Genomic DNA, 15,600 nt, shown 5'->3' on the forward strand with positions numbered 1-15,600 from the left:
GTGCAGGGGCGCAGGAGGCGATTCTGTCCTTGCGGTTCGTGGCACGGGGGCACGGGAGACAGGCATGAGCGACGGCGACACGCGGGGCGGCGCTGGGGGCGGCTCTCGGGGCGGCATGGGCGACAGCGCGCGCCGGCCCGACGGTACCGATCACGAGGATCACCTCGCCGTCATGGCCCGCGCGGGGCTGATGAGCCATGTGGCCGAGCTCGCGCCCCCCGTGACGGCCGAGGCGATGGCGCGATTCCGCGCCGATGCCGCACGGCAGGCGAGCAACGTCATGGCGCTCGCCTCGGGCCGCTTCGCCCTTTGTCTGCCACCGGGGCGGCGCGAGGTGACGAGCGTGATCGCCCACCGCCTGCTGCCGATCGGCGCCGCGAAGGACGCAGCCGGCAGCGCCGAGGCCGCACCGGCCGCGCACGGCACGCCCCGCCGAATCCTGCCGCCCAGCCTGCGCGGGCAGACCGCCCCCGCGCCCGCCACCGGCGCGGGCGAAAGGCCGCCCCCTGGGCCCGCCGCGGCCGACCAGCGCGGCGACGCCGCCCACGCCGCGGCCCTCCCAGGGGCCGGCGCATCGCAGATGGGGCAACACGACGACAGGCCGGGCGCGCCGGCAGGCGGCGGCCCGGCTGCCGGCTTGCCGGCGGCAGCCGAACGGGGGGCGACACCGACCGGGGCCGCACCTCGGCCCGCACCGGAAGAGGCGGCGCCGGATCCGGCAACGCTCGCCCGCGGGCAGGCCGCGCTCGCCGAGGGCCTGAGCCGACTGGCGCAGGTCGTCGAGGCGGCGGAGCGCCGGGCAAGCGAGACGGCGGCGGCGCAGGAGCGCGCGCTGACCGAACTCGCCGAGCGCATCGAGGCTGCCACCGAACGCTCCGCAGAAGCGTCGCCGAGCGCCCATGCCACCCCGGCAACGGCCAATCCGGTCTCTGCCGGGCCGGCCACGGCAGAAGACGCCCCGCGCAGCGCACAGGCGCAAGGGCCCGCCGAGGGGCCAGCCCTCGCCGCGCCGCAAATCCCCGCATCCGTGGATCGCCCCAAGCCCGGAGCGGAAGTCGGGACGCAGGCCGGGGCGGTCGGCGGGGCGGTCGGCGGGGCGCTCGCCGGGGCCGAGGCACGCATCACGGGCGCGCTCGTCGAGGCGCTCGGCGGCGTCGAGGCCCGCCTTTCGGAAGGGATGGAGGCGAGCCATGGCGCACAGGTCGAAGCGATGGCCGAGATGCGCCGGGCCATCGAGGCGGTGAGCGCGGCCCAGGCCGACGATTCCGCCCGGCTGTCGGAGGCGCTCGCCACCCTGCGGCTGGGCCTGCGCGCGGTGAACGACCGTCTCGCCGCGCTCGAGGCCCCCGGCGGCATCGAAAACGCCCCGACGGCCGATCGGCCCTCCGCTGCAGGGGGGGCGGCCCTGCCCCGCAGCGGCGCGATGATGGAGGCTGGCGCGGCGCTCCGGCCGGCGCCGGGCGCCGGGTTCGGCCGGGGCGAGCTGCACGGCGCAGTGCAGGCGCTGCTCGGGCGTCTCGACTGGCTGGAGGCGGGCGCCGCCGCCGCCGCCGAGCGGCGCGACGCGCCGGTCTGGCGCCGGTCGGCCCACGCCCTGCGCGACGAGGCAGGCTAGCGCACGCCGCAATCGGCGCGCGACGCGCCCCGCCGACGGGGGTTTCCGTGGCGGCCATGGCGCCCTAGATCTGGAGAAGCGCACAACCGGAAGGAGCGACCATGAGCGAGCGACTGCCGCGCCTCGTCCGCCTCTACATCGTCCAGTCCGCGATCGGCTTTGCCATGGCGGCGGTGTTCGTCGGCCTCCTGCTGGGGCTGAACGTGGCCAATCTCTGGCACCTCGTGACCCATACCTCGGCCGGGCCGCTCGCGGTGTTCCTGCTGTGGCTCTTCAACGGGATCGTCTTTTCCGGCGTGCAGTTCGGCATCGCGGTGATGCGGATGGCCAGCCCCGAAGGGTCCGGCGGCGGCGGCCGGCTGCGCCCCGCCCCCCTGCGGGCGCCGGGCCGCGCGACATCGCCTGTCGCCGTGCCGGTCGAGGCCGACCGCCCCTCGCGCTGACGGTCGCACCGTCGCGCCGGCCGGCCGCATGCCGTATGGCGCGGGTCGCCCGTCTCAGGTGCCGTCTGGCGTGACGAGGCCGTGGCGCACGAGCTCTTCCGGCATCAGCACGTAGATCTCGGCGGGCGGGGTCGAGAGCGCCGGGATCATCACGCGCGGGTCCACGCCCATGTCGGACAGGTGCGCCATCACTTCGGCCTGCCCGCGCTGGATGTCCTCGACGGCGAGGAAGGCAGGCAGGTAACTGTTCTCGCCGTGGTAATGCTGGTGCACGCCCACGGCTGCGCCCTCTCCCACCCGCCGCGCCACGCCGCCCGCAAGGATATAGGGACAGGCCGACAGACACAGGCGCTCGGCCGCCACCTCGGTCGCCAGCCCCGCCGCGCGCACGGCGCGGCCGATCTCCAGCGCGTCCGACACCGAGCCGCCCGTCGAGTGGAGGGCGAGCGTGGCGGGCGGCTCTTCCCGGCCCGCCAGCCATTCGGCGAAGCGCGCCCCGTCGCCCGGCGCGATCGCGCCGGTGGCGCGGGCAAGATCGCCCTCCTGCTCGAACAGAAGCCGCGAAGGCATGTCGCCCGCCGCGGGCAGATCGGGCAGGTCGGAGGGAGCGAAGCGGCGGCGCTGGTCGCCCGGCGCCACCGGCGCCTCGAGCCCCGGCGGCCGCGTTCCGGGCAGCGCGAAGGGCAGGCCGCCGGGCGGCAGCGCACGCCCGATCTCGGCCGCGGCGAGAGCAAGGGCGAGGCCGACCTGCAACAGCAGCATCCCGCGCAGCGCGCGCCGCGTGCCGCGCATCGGGTCGGGTGGCGCGGGGGGCCGTGCCTCGGCGGTCATTTCAGCCGCCCCGTCCGGGCGCGAGGGGGCGGACCTGGGCCCCCTCCGCAGGCGGGTCCGCCGCATCGGTCGGCACGGTTTCGGCCAGCGGTGCGGCGGGCTGCGGTGCGGCGGGCTGGGCGGCGGGCGGCGCCTGCGGGCGGGTCTCGTGCATCTCGCGCGCCTCTTCGGCGCGGGTCATGGCGCCCTCGACCTCGCGCAGGCCGGCCAGGGCGGCGCGCAACTCGCCCAGCGTCAGCGCGTCCTCGGTGGCGGCGGGCTCGCGGCCCGCACGGATCGCGGCCTCGACGATCATGGCGACGAGCACCAGCACCGCCGGCAACAGGTCGATCGCGATGGCACCGGCCCAGGAGGGCACGAAACTGCCGGCGTAGAGGATCACCGCATCGGCCGCCGAGATCGGCACGTAGGCGACCTCGGCCGCGGGAGGCATCGCCATGACCTGTTCGGCCGCCTGCTCGAGCGTGGCTGCCCGCTGTCCGAGCACCGACAGGACCGAGCCGATGGTCGCCGCCTGCCCCTCGCGCGCGGCCTCGGTGCCGCCGTCGAGCTCCGGAAGGACGACCGACGCCTCGAGATCGCGCGCCGCGCGGGCGACCAGCGGCGCGACCGAGAGCTGGCGCAGCTGCGTGATGATGCCGGCGAGGCGCACCGCCTCTTCGCTGAACGTCACCGACCGCGGCTCGACCGGCCCGCGCTCGACCGTCAGCGCGCGCATCCGGCTGAGGATGGCGTTGCCCTCGGCGAAGGCCCGGTCGATCAGGTCGCCCTGCCCGGCGATCTGCGCCTCGAGCGCGGCGAGTTCGTCCGACTTCTGGCGCAGGACGCGGAAGACGGCGCCCTGCCCGGCGAGGCCCGACAACTCGCCCGCCGCCTCGCGCTCGGACAGGTCCTCGAAGGTCTGGCGGGTGCGCGCGACATCCTGCTGCAGGGCCTGGGCCGAGACGGCGATCTCGTGGGCGCGCTCGAGGCTGCCCTGGTAGTCCTGCACCGTCTCGGCGAGGTGCTGCTCGACCGCAGCGGCGCCGGCGAGCGCGGCGGCGTTGAGCCACGACGACATCGCGACGATGGCGAGCGAGCCGAGCGCCATCGACATCAGCAGGCCGATGCGGGCCGAGGCGGTGCGGACGGCCGGCAACAGCCGCATCATCCACGACCAGAAGACGAAGATACCCACCGAGACGGCGACGGAATAGGCGAGCGCGGCGAAGAACGACAGCGCGCCGGTATCGTCGAGCAGCGAGGAGACGCCGAGATAGGTGTAGATGCCCGAGGCCGTGGCCAGCACGCCGAGCGCGGTGGGCGTGATCGCCCCGAGCGCCCCCATGTGGCTGTCGAGCTCGCGGGCATGGCGCAGGCCCTGCGCCTCGGCACGGCTGAGGTTGTCCATCGCTGCCTCCCCTCGGTCGTGGGCACCATAGGGCGGCAGCGCCTGCGGCGGAAGGGAACGGTGGCGTGAGGGGATGGGCCCTGCCGGCGCACGCCCCCGCCGGTCGGGCCGGCGGGGGCGGTTGCGTGGCGTGGCGTGGCGGGGACCGTAGCGACCGTCGGGGCGTGCAATTCCCGAGGACCTGTGAATACAGGTGGGCGCCAGGTAGCCGGGCCAGGACCCGGGCAGAGCCAGCTCCCTCGGTGTTGCTTAAGGCCACCGGAATAGGGCCCCTGACGAGAAGAACAGACCCGCCACGAGGCAAGGTAAGCCGGGGGCGGGGGCGCGGCAAGGGGCGGGGGCGGGGCTGACCTTGCGTCTTGCGAGTACGCCGTTCCGACGGGCCGGGTTGCCCATTGTTCACATTTCGTTCACGCTCCGAGCCATGAGCGACGACTTCCTCGATCCCGACGCACCGCGCCCGGACGCCCGCGCGCCGTGTTCCGACGACGCGACGCGCGGCGGGGCGCGTCCCGGTGGCGCGTATCCCGGTCGCGCGCGCGCCGGTGGTCTCGAGGTCGCCACCGCCCTTGCGCCGGGACAGCTCATCGCGCGGGGCGTCTGCCGGGCGCTGTCGGCCGAGCACGATTTCGCCTGCGCCGAGGAGGTGACGCTGGCCACCGGCCTGCGCGTCGACGTGATGGCACTGGGGCCGAAGGGCGAGATCTGGGTGGTCGAGTGCAAGTCGTGCCGTGCCGATTTCGTCTCGGACGGCAAGTGGCAGGGCTATCTCGACTGGGCCGACCGCTTCTTCTGGGCGGTGGGGCCCGACTTTCCGACCGAGCTGCTGCCCGAGCGAACGGGGCTGATCCTGGCCGACGCCTGGGGCGCCGAGATCGTTCGGATGGGGCCCGAGACGAGGCTTGCCGGCGCAAGGCGCAAGGCGCTGACGCTCCGCCTTGCGCGGCTCGCGGCGCGGCGGGTGCAGGCCGCGCGCGACCCCGACGCCGCCGCCCGGCGCGGGCTTGCCTGAACCGAGCGGGGCGGCCTGCCTGAGCGGAGGCCCGCGCGCGGCCGATGCGCCGCAGCCACCGGGCGTGACAGGACGCCGCGCCTGCGGTATGCATCGAGCCAACGGCCGACGACAGGCCGACGAGGCACGCAGGTACCAACCAGGCAAGAACATCGAGGCGGATCATGGCCATCTTACCCAATGCAGGCTGCCGGCCGACCCGGCGGGCCTTCCTCGCGTCGGCCGGCGCGGGCGCGGCGACGCTCGCACTCGCGGGCTGCAACAACGGCATCGGCTCGAACGGGGCCGCCCGGATCGACGCGCGGGTCGACGAGACGCGGCGCTTCCTCTTCCAGACCTATCCCGCCACCGAGCGGCTCGAGTCGGATTCCGCCGGCCAGCTCTACATGCCGCTGGTCACCGAGGCGGGCCTCGGCATCGGCGGCAGCTACGGCACCGGGGCGCTGCGGATCAACGGCGCGACCGTGGACTACTACGCGGCCTTCACCGCCACCCTGGGCCTGCAGGCGGGCGCGCAGCAATACGCGCACGCGCTGTTCTTCATGACGCCCGAGGCGCTGCGGCGCTTCCGCACGTCTTCGGGCTGGTCGGCCGGCGCGGAAGCGGAATATGCCACCCTCGACCGAGGGGGGAACATCTCGGCGGACACGCTGACCGCGATCGACCCGGTGATCGCGCTCGTCTTCGCCCAGACGGGGCTGATCGCGGGGGCCAACCTGCAGGGCACGAAGTACCAGCGCATCATCCCCTGAGCCGCCGGAGCGCGGGGGGCGCTGCCCCCCGCCGGCCTGCGGCCGTCTCCGCCCGGAGTATTTGGGCCAAGATGATGGGGGCGCGCGGCGCCGGAGCCCGTTCCGTGCTCGGCTCCCCGCCTATTCGGCCAGCATCCACGTGCCTTGCGGGAAGAAGGCATGGAAGGCGAAGGCGAACATGACGTCGTGGGGCAGGTCGGCGCCCGCGGCGTCGCGCACGCGGATCGTGCCCACCTCGCGGCCCTGCCCCAGATCTGCCGCGTCGAGCGCGCTGGCCTGCCCCTCGGCCCATGCAAGGGTGACGCCCGCCTCGGTCACCTCTCCCTCGACGCGCAGGCGCTCGACGGGCCAGGCGCGCTCGCCCACGCGCACGACGCGGGCGAGCGCGGGGATGTCGTGGGGCGGCAGGTCGCCCGAGTAGAGAAACGGGCGGGTGGAGCTGTCGTATCCGACATAAGGGTTGCGGCCGTAGGAGCGGGGGTAGTCGGGCTCGTCCATCACCAGGCCCTGCGGATTGCGGGTGCGGAACTCGTCCCAGCTCTCCATCCAGGTGGGCAGCGGATCGAGGCGGGTGCCGGTATGCTCACCCACGATCCCCTCGCCCACGGCCTGCTGCCACCAGCTCTCGGTCTGGCGGTCGTACATGATCATGTCGGAGTGGCGCAGCTTGCCCGACACGCCGAATTCGAGCACCTCGCCCTCCACCCGCCGGTCGAAGGTGGGAAAGGAATTGCACAGCGGGCAGAAGGTGACGGCGATGGGCACCCCGCCCACCTCGTCGTTCACGATCTCGTGCCAGGTAAGGTAGCGGATCGGGTAGGCGCGCGGCGTGGCGCCCTCGATCTCGACCGTGACGACGGGCTCGCGGCCGGCCAGCCTGTCCTCCTCGGCCACCTCGACGAATTTCGGGCCCGTGATCGCGGGGATACCGTCCTTCGGCGGGCCGCCCGAGACGATCTCCGACCAGTCCTCGACCGAGGTCTGCGAGAAGTCGGTGGCGGGCCACTCGTTGCGCCAGATCGACGGGTCGGCGGCGACAGGGGCGGCGAGGGCGACTGTCAGTGCAATGACCAGGGGGCGAAGCATGGGATGCATCCTTGGCAGCGGGGGCACGCTCCACCCTGACAGGCGTCGGCGGCGCTGCCTAGCCGGGCTCGCGCGAACGTGCGCCCGCGTCAGCGCAACACGAAGGCGAAGGCACGGCGCAGCTCGGCCATCGCGTTCCGCTCGAAGAGGCGACCGTGGGAGAGCACGATCCGCTCCGGCGCCCAGCCGAGCAACGTCTCGACCGAGGCGCGCAAGGCGGCGCGGTCGCGGAACGTGGCGCGCATGTCCGGCGGCATCCGCCCCTTCGGCGCCGCGATCCCGGCCAGCCGGACGAGCGGGCGCATCCAGATCGGCAGGCGCGCGGGTTCGAAATTCTCGATCAGGTCGGTCAGGATCAGGGTGCGGCTCGGCCTGTGGAAGAACACCGCCTCGCGGTGCACCGCGTTGCCCGCCACGACGATCTGCTCGATCGTGCCGTGCCAGTCGGGGGGCGCCGCGTCGGTCAGGTCGCGGTCGACTCGCAGGCGCTTGCCGCGCGCCTCTGCCCTGGCGGCGACGCCCGGAGCGGCCCAGAGAAGCGCCTCGGGAAAGGCGGCCTGCCACTCCGGAAGATATGCGTAGTGGATCCAGTTGGGCGCGATCAGGTGGCCAACGGTGCCGAGGGCGGCGAGGTCTGACGCCAGCCCCTCGGTCAGCCGGGTGGGCGAGTGCACCCACAGCGCGCCCGCGGGAAGACGAATGACGGTCGCCCGCGTCGTGAAGGGCAGGCCCGCGAAGCGGATCGCGGGGCCGTCGATCAGCCACAGGTCTCGGGCGAAGGCTTTCGGCGTGTCGATGGGGGTGTAGAGGCGCACCCCCATCGTCTCAGCCCTCGGGGCCGCCGTTGACGGTGACGCGCTCCATAACGTCGGGCTGGCCGATCACCGCGCCGTTCTGCCCCGCGCCGCGCTTGATCGCGTCGACCACCTCCATCCCCTCGATGACGCGCCCGACGACCGTGTACTGGCCATCGAGGAACGGGCCGGGCTCGAACATGATGAAGAACTGCGAATTGGCGCTGTCGGGGCTCTGCGCGCGGGCCATGCCGACCACGCCGCGCTCGAAGGGGATGTCGGAGAACTCGGCGGGCAGGTCGGGCAGGTCGGAGCCGCCGCGTCCGGCCATCGACATGTCGCCCCCCAGCCGGCCGAACTCGACATCGCCGGTCTGCGCCATGAACTCGTCGATCACGCGGTGGAACACCACGCCGTCATAGGCGCCTTCCCCGGCGAGCGCGGTGATGCGCTCGACGTGCCGGGGGGCGACGTCTTCCAGCAGGTCGATGACGACGGTGCCCTCCGCCTCGCCCGCGACCTCGATGCGCAGAACGGAATCTCGGGGATCGACCGGGGCAGGCTGAGATCGCTCCGTTGTAACGGAGGGTGGTGGCTGCACTTCGCCCGGTCGCAACAGAAGGAACGCCGCGATCACTACAGCGGCAAGAATGACCGCCCCTGCCACGGCGGCATTACGCATCGGCGGCCACCTTCACGCTGACCATGTGGTCGGGATTGGCGGGAGGCTCGCCGCGGGTGATCGCGTCGACATGGGCCATGCCGTCGATCACGCGACCGTAGACGGTGTACTGGCCGTTGAGGAAGTGGTTGTCGGAAAAGTTGATGAAGAATTGCGAGTTGGCGCTGTCGGGGCTCGCGGCGCGGGCCGCGCCGATCGTGCCCCGGTCGTGCGGGATCTTCGAGAACTCGGCCTTGAGGTTGGGCAGGTCCGAGCCGCCCGTGCCCGCGCGGCGCAGGTCGCCCCCCTTGGCGCCGTGCTTCACGTCGCCGGTCTGCGCCATGAAACCGTCGATCACCCGGTGGAACACCACGCCGTCATAGGCCCCGGCGCGGGCGAGCTCCTTCATCCGGGCGCAATGCTCCGGCGCGATGTCGGGCAACAGCTCGACCGTCACCGTGCCGCCCTCCAGCTCGATGAGGATGGTGTTCTCGGGGTCCTTGATCTCGGCCATGCGCCTCTCCTTGCGTCGCTGTCGGCGCGACCCTAAACGGGGGGCGCACGGATCGGAAGGGGGCGCGCATGGGCTGGCAGACGCTCGACGACATGGAGCTTTCGGGGCGCACGGCGCTGGTGCGGGTGGATGTCAACGTACCGGTCGAGGACGGGCGCGTGACCGACGCGACGCGGATCGAGCGCATCGTGCCGACGGTGCGCGACCTGATGGACAAGGGCGCCCTGCCCGTCCTGATCGCGCATTTCGGCCGGCCCAAGGGCAAGGTCGTGCCGGAGATGTCGCTGTCGGTCACGGTGCCGGCTCTCGAGGCGGCGCTGGGCGTGCCGGTCAGGCTGGTGACCTTCGAGGAAGCGCCCGAGGCCGTGGGCGCGCAGAAACCGGGCGAGGTGCTGCTGCTCGAGAACATCCGCTTCCAGCCGGGCGAGGAGAAGAACGACCCGGTGCTCGCCGCGCAACTCGCGGCGCTGGGCGATGTCTATGTCAACGACGCGTTCTCGGCCGCGCACCGGGCGCATGCCTCGACCGAGGCGCTGGCGCATCTGCTGCCGGCCTGCGCGGGGCGGCTGATGGAGGCGGAGCTCAAGGCGCTCGAGGCGGCGCTATCGGCCCCCGAGCGGCCGCTCTGCGCGGTGGTGGGGGGCGCCAAGGTCTCGACCAAGATCGACCTTCTGAAGAACCTCGTGGCGCGGGTCGATCACCTCGTGATCGGGGGCGGGATGGCCAACACCTTCCTCGCCGCGCAGGGGCTGGAGATCGGCACCTCGCTGGCCGAGCGCGACATGGGCGAGACGGCGCGCGAGATCATGGCCCGCGCCGAGGAGACGGGATGCCGCGTGCACCTGCCCGTCGACGTGGTGGTGGCCGAGAGGTTCGAGGCGGGGGCGCCGTCGCAGACGGTGGCGGCCGAGGCCTGCCCGGCCGACCGGATGATCCTCGATGCCGGCCCCGAGACGGTGGAGCGGCTTAAGGAACTGTTCGGCACCTGCCGCACGCTCATCTGGAACGGCCCGCTCGGCGCCTTCGAGATCGCGCCGTTCGACGCGGCCACGGTGGCCGCGGCGCGCGCGGCGGCCGAGGCGACCGGGGCGGATGCGCTTGTCAGCGTGGCGGGGGGCGGCGACACGGTGTCGGCGCTGCACCACGCAGGCGTGGCCGACGATTTCAGCTATGTCAGCACGGCGGGCGGCGCTTTCCTCGAATGGATGGAGGGCAAGGAGTTGCCGGGGGTCGCCGCGCTCCACCGCTGAGGGGCGCCCGAGGAGGGCGTTGGCCCGCGACGGCTGTGCCGCGCCTCTTGGGCCTTGCGTAGCGTAAAGCACTGGGGCCTTCTGGGCAGGACCTGTCGCTGCCCGAGGTGCCTGCCATGACCATCCCCGCCCGCCGCACTGCCCGCCGTCGCAGGCCGGTCCCCCTTGCGCTCGCTGCCGCCATCGCGGTGTCCGCCCTGCCCGGAACGGGGCATGGCCAGGGCTGGGCCGATGTGTTCTCGCCCGACCGCGTGGCCGAGAGCGTGCTGCAATCGCTGCTGATGACGGCACGGACGCAGGCCGACATCGTGTATGGCGCAATGAGCGTCGATGTGCTCGGCGCCCGCGCCACGCTCACCGACCTTCGGGTCTGGCCCTTCCTCGACTGGGACGAGGCGGGCGATTGCGCGATCGAGGTCGCCCGTGTCGCGGTGCAGGGCAGCCCGCTGACCGTGACCGATCGGGCGAAGATGCGGCTCGCGGCGCACGGCGTCTCCGTTCCGGCCGCCTGTCTGCCCCCGGATGGGCGCGCGGCGCTGGCTGCGGTCGGTCGGTCCGAGGTGGCGCTGTCTTACGTGGCGGCGACGCTCGACTACGACGTGCCGAGCGCGGGGGCGCAGATGACGCTGCGCGCCACCGCGCCGGGCTTTGCCGCCGCCGATCTCGCGGCCCGGTTCGACTACCTCTGGTTCGAGGCCGACGACGAGATGGAGGAACCGCAGCCGGTGGCCTTTCTCGAAGAGGCGTCGCTGGGCCTCGAGGATCTCGGGGGCTGGCCATCCGTCGCGCCGCTCCTGCCGCCGCAACTGCTCGACGCAGGCTCGGCGGCCTTCCTCGTCGAGGGGTTTCTCGGCTCGGCGGTGATCGGCATGGGGGGCGGCGCCGAGGCGGGCGCGACCCTGAGCGAGGAACAGCGCCGCTTCGTCGACAGCGCGGTCGAGGCGTGGACGGCGTTCCTCGCCGAGCCGGGGCGGCTCGAGCTCGCCACGCAGATTCCGGCGGGAGCGCCTGTCTATCTCGACCCGGCATGGAACGACGCGCCGGCCGAAGCCTTCGCCGCCCTCGCCCCGGTGATCGCCCACGGCACGGGCGCAGCGGCCGGGCCGGTGCCGCGGGCGGCCCTGCGCGCCGCGCTGGAAGCCGTGCAGGGCGGCACGGAGAGCGGGATCGCCCCCGACGCCCGCCTCGACGTCGGCCGGGCGCTCGTCACCGGGATCGGCGCGCCGCGCGATGTCGCAGCGGGCGTGGCGCTGCTCGAGGGGCTGGCCGGGACGGGCGATGCCGATGCGGCGGCGTTGCTCGCCGAGGCGCTCGAGACCCGCGACCCCGAGGCCGCCTACGGCTGGGCGCTGCGGGCGGCCGCGGCAGGCGCGCCAGGCGCAGCGGCCCGGCTCGACCGGCTGGAGCGGCAGGTGCCGCCGGTCGCCGCCCTCGCCGCGCAGGACACGCTTGCCGGCCCGCTCGACGCCGTGGCGGGCGCCGGTCGCGCCGTGCTGTCGGATCTCGCGCAGGCCCGCCTGACGGGGCAAGGGGCAGTGCGCAGCTACCGCCACGCCGCCACGCTCGCCCGGCTGATCGGCGCGAGCGGCGACCCCGAAGGCCGCGCCCTTCTGGAAGAGATCGACGCGCGCATGGCCGGTGGCGGCTCGGCATGGAGCGCGGTCGAGGACGAGGCAGCGGCGGCGGCGCTCGCGCTCTGGCTCGGACAGGCGCAGTGAGGGCCGCGCCAGCCGCTTTGCGGCCACCGCCGCCGCAATCGTGCTTGCACGACGGCCTGTCGGCCCTTACCCCGCGCCCGAGGGCAGAGGCCACCAGGAAGGATCAAGCACCATGAAGGCGACCCGCACCGTTCAGCGCATCCTCGCGAATTACGAGGGCGAGACCCCCGGCGTGAAGGGCAAGCTCTGCCAGATGCTGATGGCGGGCAAGCTCGGCGGCACCGGCAAGATGATCATCCTGCCCGTCGACCAGGGCTTCGAGCACGGGCCGGCGCGCTCGTTCGGGCCGAACCCAGACGCCTACGACCCGCATTATCATTACCGCATGGCGATCGATGCGGGGCTCAACGCCTATGCCGCGCCGCTGGGGCCGCTCGAGGCGGGCGCCGACACCTTCGCCGGCCAGATCCCGACGATCCTGAAGGTGAACAGCGCCAACTCGCTGATGGGCCCGGGCGCCGGCAAGAACCAGGCGGTGACGGCGAGCGTCGACGACGCGCTGCGGCTCGGCTGCGCGGCCATCGGCTTTACCATCTATCCCGGCTCGGACATGGCGCTCGACATGTTCGAGGAGATCGTCGAGATGCGGCGCGAGGCGGCGGCCTGCGGCCTCGCGACGGTGATCTGGTCCTATCCCCGCGGCGAGGCGCTGTCGAAGGAGGGCGAGACGGCAGCCGACGTCACCGCCTATGCCGCCCATATCGCGGCGCTTCTGGGGGCGCACATCATCAAGGTGAAGCTGTCGACCGACCACCTTGAGCAGCCCGAGGCAAAAAAGGTCTACGAGAGCGAGGGCATCGACATCTCGACTCAGGCCGCGCGGGTGGCCGACTGCGTGCGCTCGGCCTTCGACGGGCGGCGGCTGATCGTCTTCTCTGGCGGGGCCAAGAAGGGGGTCGACGGGGTCTACGACGACGCCCGCGCGATCCGCGACGGCGGCGGCAACGGCTCGATCATCGGGCGCAACAGCTTCCAGCGCGACCGGGGCGAGGCGCTGGAAATGCTGAACAAGCTCGTCGACATCTACAAGGGCCGCGCCTGACGGCTGTCGGGCCGCGCCCCGCGCGGCCCCGGGGGAGAGACGTGCCCGATGGCGAACGTGCTGGCGCCCGAACGGGCGGAAACCCGCCCAATGCGGCACGGCACGCTTCAAGCCGGCGCGCGCAAGGTCTATCCGGAGGTTACGAAATCTCCGGGAGAAAGCGCATGCAGGTCGGAACGGTCGCGGTAGTCATCGGGGCGGCGCTTCTGTGGATCGACGCCCAATACCTCGCCGGCATCGGCGCGAGCGGCACGCCCGAGGCGAGCCTGGCCGCACCGGCGGGTTTCGTCTTGCTCTTCCTCGGCACGGTGGTCGGCATCGGCGACGGGATGCGCCGGCTTTTGCGCCGCATGGCCGCCTGATCTTTCGGCCGCACGTTCAGCCCCAGCCCATCGCCCCGAGGATCGGCCCGGCACCGAGCCGGGCGGTGCCCGGGGTCAGGCCTCGCCCCCCCTGCCCCAGTCGCGTGGCCGCGTAGCCCTCGGCAACCGCGGGCGGCCCCGACCGAAGCAGCACGGCCGCGGTGAGCAGCGCGCCCGTCCGCTCGGCAAAGGCCCGGGCCTCGGCCTCGTCCGGCAGCGACGGCCACCGGTCGCGGCTCGCGCAGAGCGCCGTATCGTAGGCGGCATTCAGGCCGCGCGCAGCGTCGAGCTCGACCGCCAGCGCCTCGGCCGCCTCGGGCTCGCGCGCGAGCGTGCGCAGCGCGTCGAGGCAGATCACGTTGCCCGACCCTTCCCAGATTCCGTTGAGCGGCGCTTCCCTGTAGAGCATCGGCAACGGCGTGTCCTCGACGTAGCCCATGCCGCCCAATGCCTCCATCGCCTCGGCCACCACGGTCGGGCAGCGCTTGTTGGAGAGGTATTTGGCCAGCGCCACCGCGACGCGGGCGAAGGGTGCCTCGCCCGCGTCGAAGGCCCGCGCGACCCGCAACCCCAGCGCCAGCGCGCCCACGGTGTCGAGCGCGAGGTCGGCGAGGACGGCGCGCATCAGCGGCTGGTCGATCAGCCGTTTCTGGAACGCCGTTCGCCCCGCACACCATCGCAGCGCCTCGTCGAGCGCAGCGCGCATCAGGCCAGCCGGCGCCATGGCGGTATCGAGGCGGGTGTGATGCACCATGCGGACGATGGTGCGCACGCCGTCGCCCTCCGCGCCCAGCCGGTGCGCAAGCGCGCCGTGATACTCGATCTCGGCCGAGGCATTGGCGGTGTTGCCCAGCTTGTCCTTCAGCCGCATCAGGTGGATGGCATTGCGCCCCTCGGCCAGCCAGCGGGGCACGAGGAAGCAGGTCAACCCGCCCGACGCCTGCGCGAGCGTCAGGAACCCGTCGGACATCGGCGCCGAACAGAACCACTTGTGCCCGGTCAGCCGGTAGGCGTGGCCTTCGCGCTCGGCACGGGTGGAATTGGCGCGCACGTCGGAGCCGCCCTGCTTCTCGGTCATTGCCATGCCGAGCGTCGCGGCGCGCTTTGTCGCGACGGGAGCGATGGCCGGGTCGTAGGCCGCGGCAGTGAGACGGGGTCGCCAGAGAGCGTCGAGCTCGGGGGCGGCGACGAGCGCCGGCAGTGCGGCGTAGGTCATCGTCATGGGGCAGCAGACGCCCGGCTCGACCTGGCTGAACAGGTAGACCATCGCGGCATGGGTGGCATGGCGCCCGCCCGTCCAGGGGCCGGCGGCATAGCCCGCCTCGAGGCCGAGGCGCATCAGGTCGTGGTAAGCGGGGTGAAAGCGCACCTCGTCGAGCCGCCGCCCCGCCCGGTCGAACGTCACCAGTTCGGGCTTCTGGCGCTGCGCGGCGCGGGCGGCCTCGCGCGTCGCCTCGCGCCCCAGTTCGTCGGCAAGCGGGCGAAGCGCGGCCATGTCCGCGCCGAAGGCGGGCGCGAGTGCAGCGAGGGCCCGGTCGGACGCCAGGACATCGCGATCGCCGCCCATCTCCGGCTGGTTCGTCACCTCGTGGGTGGCGAACTCTGCGGCAGGGGGCGGAGAGATGCCGTGCATTGGTGCAGTCTAGCGAGCCGTGGCCAATCTGCCAAAGCGGACGTGGCGTTGCTGCGGCGCATCTCTCGGGGGATTTCAATGGACGGATCGGTGTGTAATCACTGCTGCCACGGTCCGCCAGAGGCCGCCGAGGCAGGAAAGACGGGTGCATGAAACAGCCCAGCCAGACCCGTGGATTGACCGATGCGATCGTCTTCGTGATCTGCCTGTCGCTCGCCGGGTATTTCACCTTCGCCGCAGTGCAGGGCGATTACGGCCTGTTCCGCCGAATCGCCATCGAGGCCGAGATCAAGTCGCTCGAGGCGGAGCGCGCCGCGCTCGAGGTCGAGGTGGCGCGGATGGAGAACCTCACGCGCCGCTTGTCGGACGACTTCCTCGATCTCGACCTGCTCGACGAGCGCGCGCGCGACGTGCTGGGCCTGCTGCGCCCCGAGGAAATCGTCATTCGCTAGGCCGGGCTGTCGAGCGGCCCCGCCAACGCCTTTCGACAGTGTCGC

At 73.1% G+C, this 15,600-nt stretch carries 16 protein-coding genes; 9 read left to right on the forward strand and 7 right to left on the reverse strand.

The genetic code is table 11. From position 1 onward, the window contains the following. Nucleotides 1-64 precede the first annotated feature (64 nt). A complete protein-coding gene (locus DLJ49_RS03830) occupies nucleotides 65-1,615 on the forward strand; it encodes a hypothetical protein (RefSeq protein ID WP_115392195.1) in 1,551 nt (516 codons plus the stop codon). Between the two features lie 113 nt (nucleotides 1,616-1,728). Beyond that, nucleotides 1,729-2,058, forward strand: a complete 330-nt coding sequence (locus DLJ49_RS03835) for a hypothetical protein (protein ID WP_115392341.1) — start codon at nucleotides 1,729-1,731, stop codon at nucleotides 2,056-2,058. Nucleotides 2,059-2,112: 54 nt separating this feature from the next. On the opposite strand, the gene DLJ49_RS03840 is transcribed toward DLJ49_RS03835, so the two are convergent. Together DLJ49_RS03840 and DLJ49_RS03845 are read right to left on the reverse strand one after the other, a co-directional pair. Continuing rightward, the gene (locus tag DLJ49_RS03840) at nucleotides 2,113-2,889 is read right to left on the reverse strand and encodes a COG3904 family protein (protein ID WP_233488704.1); all 777 of its coding nucleotides are present in this window, start codon (nucleotides 2,887-2,889) and stop codon (nucleotides 2,113-2,115) included. Nucleotide 2,890: 1 nt separating this feature from the next. Next, nucleotides 2,891-4,279 carry a coiled-coil domain-containing protein gene (locus tag DLJ49_RS03845; protein ID WP_233488706.1) on the reverse strand — a complete coding sequence of 463 codons (1,389 nt, stop codon included), beginning with the start codon at nucleotides 4,277-4,279 and terminating at the stop codon, nucleotides 2,891-2,893. 586 nt (nucleotides 4,280-4,865) lie between these two features. Between DLJ49_RS03845 and DLJ49_RS03850 the strand changes: the two genes are divergently transcribed. Together DLJ49_RS03850 and DLJ49_RS03855 are read left to right on the forward strand one after the other, a co-directional pair. Further along, nucleotides 4,866-5,291 carry an MmcB family DNA repair protein gene (locus tag DLJ49_RS03850; protein ID WP_233488730.1) on the forward strand — a complete coding sequence of 142 codons (426 nt, stop codon included), beginning with the start codon at nucleotides 4,866-4,868 and terminating at the stop codon, nucleotides 5,289-5,291. A 164-nt stretch (nucleotides 5,292-5,455) separates the two neighbouring features. Beyond that, on the forward strand, nucleotides 5,456-6,043 hold the full coding sequence (locus DLJ49_RS03855; protein ID WP_115392197.1) for a lipid-binding SYLF domain-containing protein: 588 nt from the start codon (nucleotides 5,456-5,458) through the stop codon (nucleotides 6,041-6,043). A 120-nt stretch (nucleotides 6,044-6,163) separates the two neighbouring features. On the opposite strand, the gene DLJ49_RS03860 is transcribed toward DLJ49_RS03855, so the two are convergent. The 4 genes from DLJ49_RS03860 to DLJ49_RS03875 form a co-directional block, all read right to left on the reverse strand. After that, nucleotides 6,164-7,129: a DUF3179 domain-containing protein gene (locus DLJ49_RS03860; protein WP_115392198.1), complete on the reverse strand. Its 966-nt coding sequence runs from the start codon at nucleotides 7,127-7,129 to the stop codon at nucleotides 6,164-6,166. An 89-nt stretch (nucleotides 7,130-7,218) separates the two neighbouring features. After that, a complete protein-coding gene (locus tag DLJ49_RS03865; protein ID WP_115392199.1) occupies nucleotides 7,219-7,950 on the reverse strand; it encodes a DUF4336 domain-containing protein in 732 nt (243 codons plus the stop codon). A gap of 4 nt (nucleotides 7,951-7,954) precedes the next feature. Continuing rightward, on the reverse strand, nucleotides 7,955-8,605 hold the full coding sequence (locus DLJ49_RS03870) for a peptidylprolyl isomerase (RefSeq protein WP_115392200.1): 651 nt from the start codon (nucleotides 8,603-8,605) through the stop codon (nucleotides 7,955-7,957). Beyond that, the gene (locus DLJ49_RS03875; protein WP_115392201.1) at nucleotides 8,598-9,098 is read right to left on the reverse strand and encodes a peptidylprolyl isomerase; all 501 of its coding nucleotides are present in this window, start codon (nucleotides 9,096-9,098) and stop codon (nucleotides 8,598-8,600) included. Before DLJ49_RS03875 ends, DLJ49_RS03870 begins: the two co-directional genes overlap by 8 nt. A gap of 68 nt (nucleotides 9,099-9,166) precedes the next feature. On the opposite strand from DLJ49_RS03875, the gene pgk reads away from it, so the two are divergent. The 4 genes from pgk (at nucleotide 9,167) to DLJ49_RS03895 (ending at nucleotide 13,470) form a co-directional block, all read left to right on the forward strand. Next, nucleotides 9,167-10,348: a phosphoglycerate kinase gene (gene pgk, locus DLJ49_RS03880; RefSeq protein WP_115392202.1), complete on the forward strand. Its 1,182-nt coding sequence runs from the start codon at nucleotides 9,167-9,169 to the stop codon at nucleotides 10,346-10,348. Nucleotides 10,349-10,464: 116 nt separating this feature from the next. Further along, on the forward strand, nucleotides 10,465-12,066 hold the full coding sequence (locus DLJ49_RS03885; protein ID WP_115392203.1) for a hypothetical protein: 1,602 nt from the start codon (nucleotides 10,465-10,467) through the stop codon (nucleotides 12,064-12,066). A gap of 112 nt (nucleotides 12,067-12,178) precedes the next feature. After that, nucleotides 12,179-13,108, forward strand: coding sequence for a class I fructose-bisphosphate aldolase (locus DLJ49_RS03890; RefSeq protein WP_115392204.1), 930 nt, complete (start codon nucleotides 12,179-12,181; stop codon nucleotides 13,106-13,108). Between the two features lie 164 nt (nucleotides 13,109-13,272). After that, nucleotides 13,273-13,470 (forward strand): hypothetical protein, encoded by a 198-nt coding sequence (locus tag DLJ49_RS03895; protein ID WP_115392205.1) that lies wholly within the window; start codon nucleotides 13,273-13,275, stop codon nucleotides 13,468-13,470. A gap of 16 nt (nucleotides 13,471-13,486) precedes the next feature. On the opposite strand, the gene DLJ49_RS03900 is transcribed toward DLJ49_RS03895, so the two are convergent. After that, entirely contained in the window at nucleotides 13,487-15,103 is a 1,617-nt protein-coding gene (locus DLJ49_RS03900) for an acyl-CoA dehydrogenase family protein (protein ID WP_115392206.1), read from the reverse strand. A 149-nt stretch (nucleotides 15,104-15,252) separates the two neighbouring features. Between DLJ49_RS03900 and DLJ49_RS03905 the strand changes: the two genes are divergently transcribed. After that, nucleotides 15,253-15,555, forward strand: a complete 303-nt coding sequence (locus DLJ49_RS03905; protein WP_115392207.1) for an FtsB family cell division protein — start codon at nucleotides 15,253-15,255, stop codon at nucleotides 15,553-15,555. The last annotated feature ends 45 nt before the right edge of the window (nucleotides 15,556-15,600 follow it).

It is taken from the genome of Rhodovulum sp. 12E13, from assembly GCF_003340565.1.
Lineage (GTDB): Bacteria > Pseudomonadota > Alphaproteobacteria > Rhodobacterales > Rhodobacteraceae > HLUCCA09.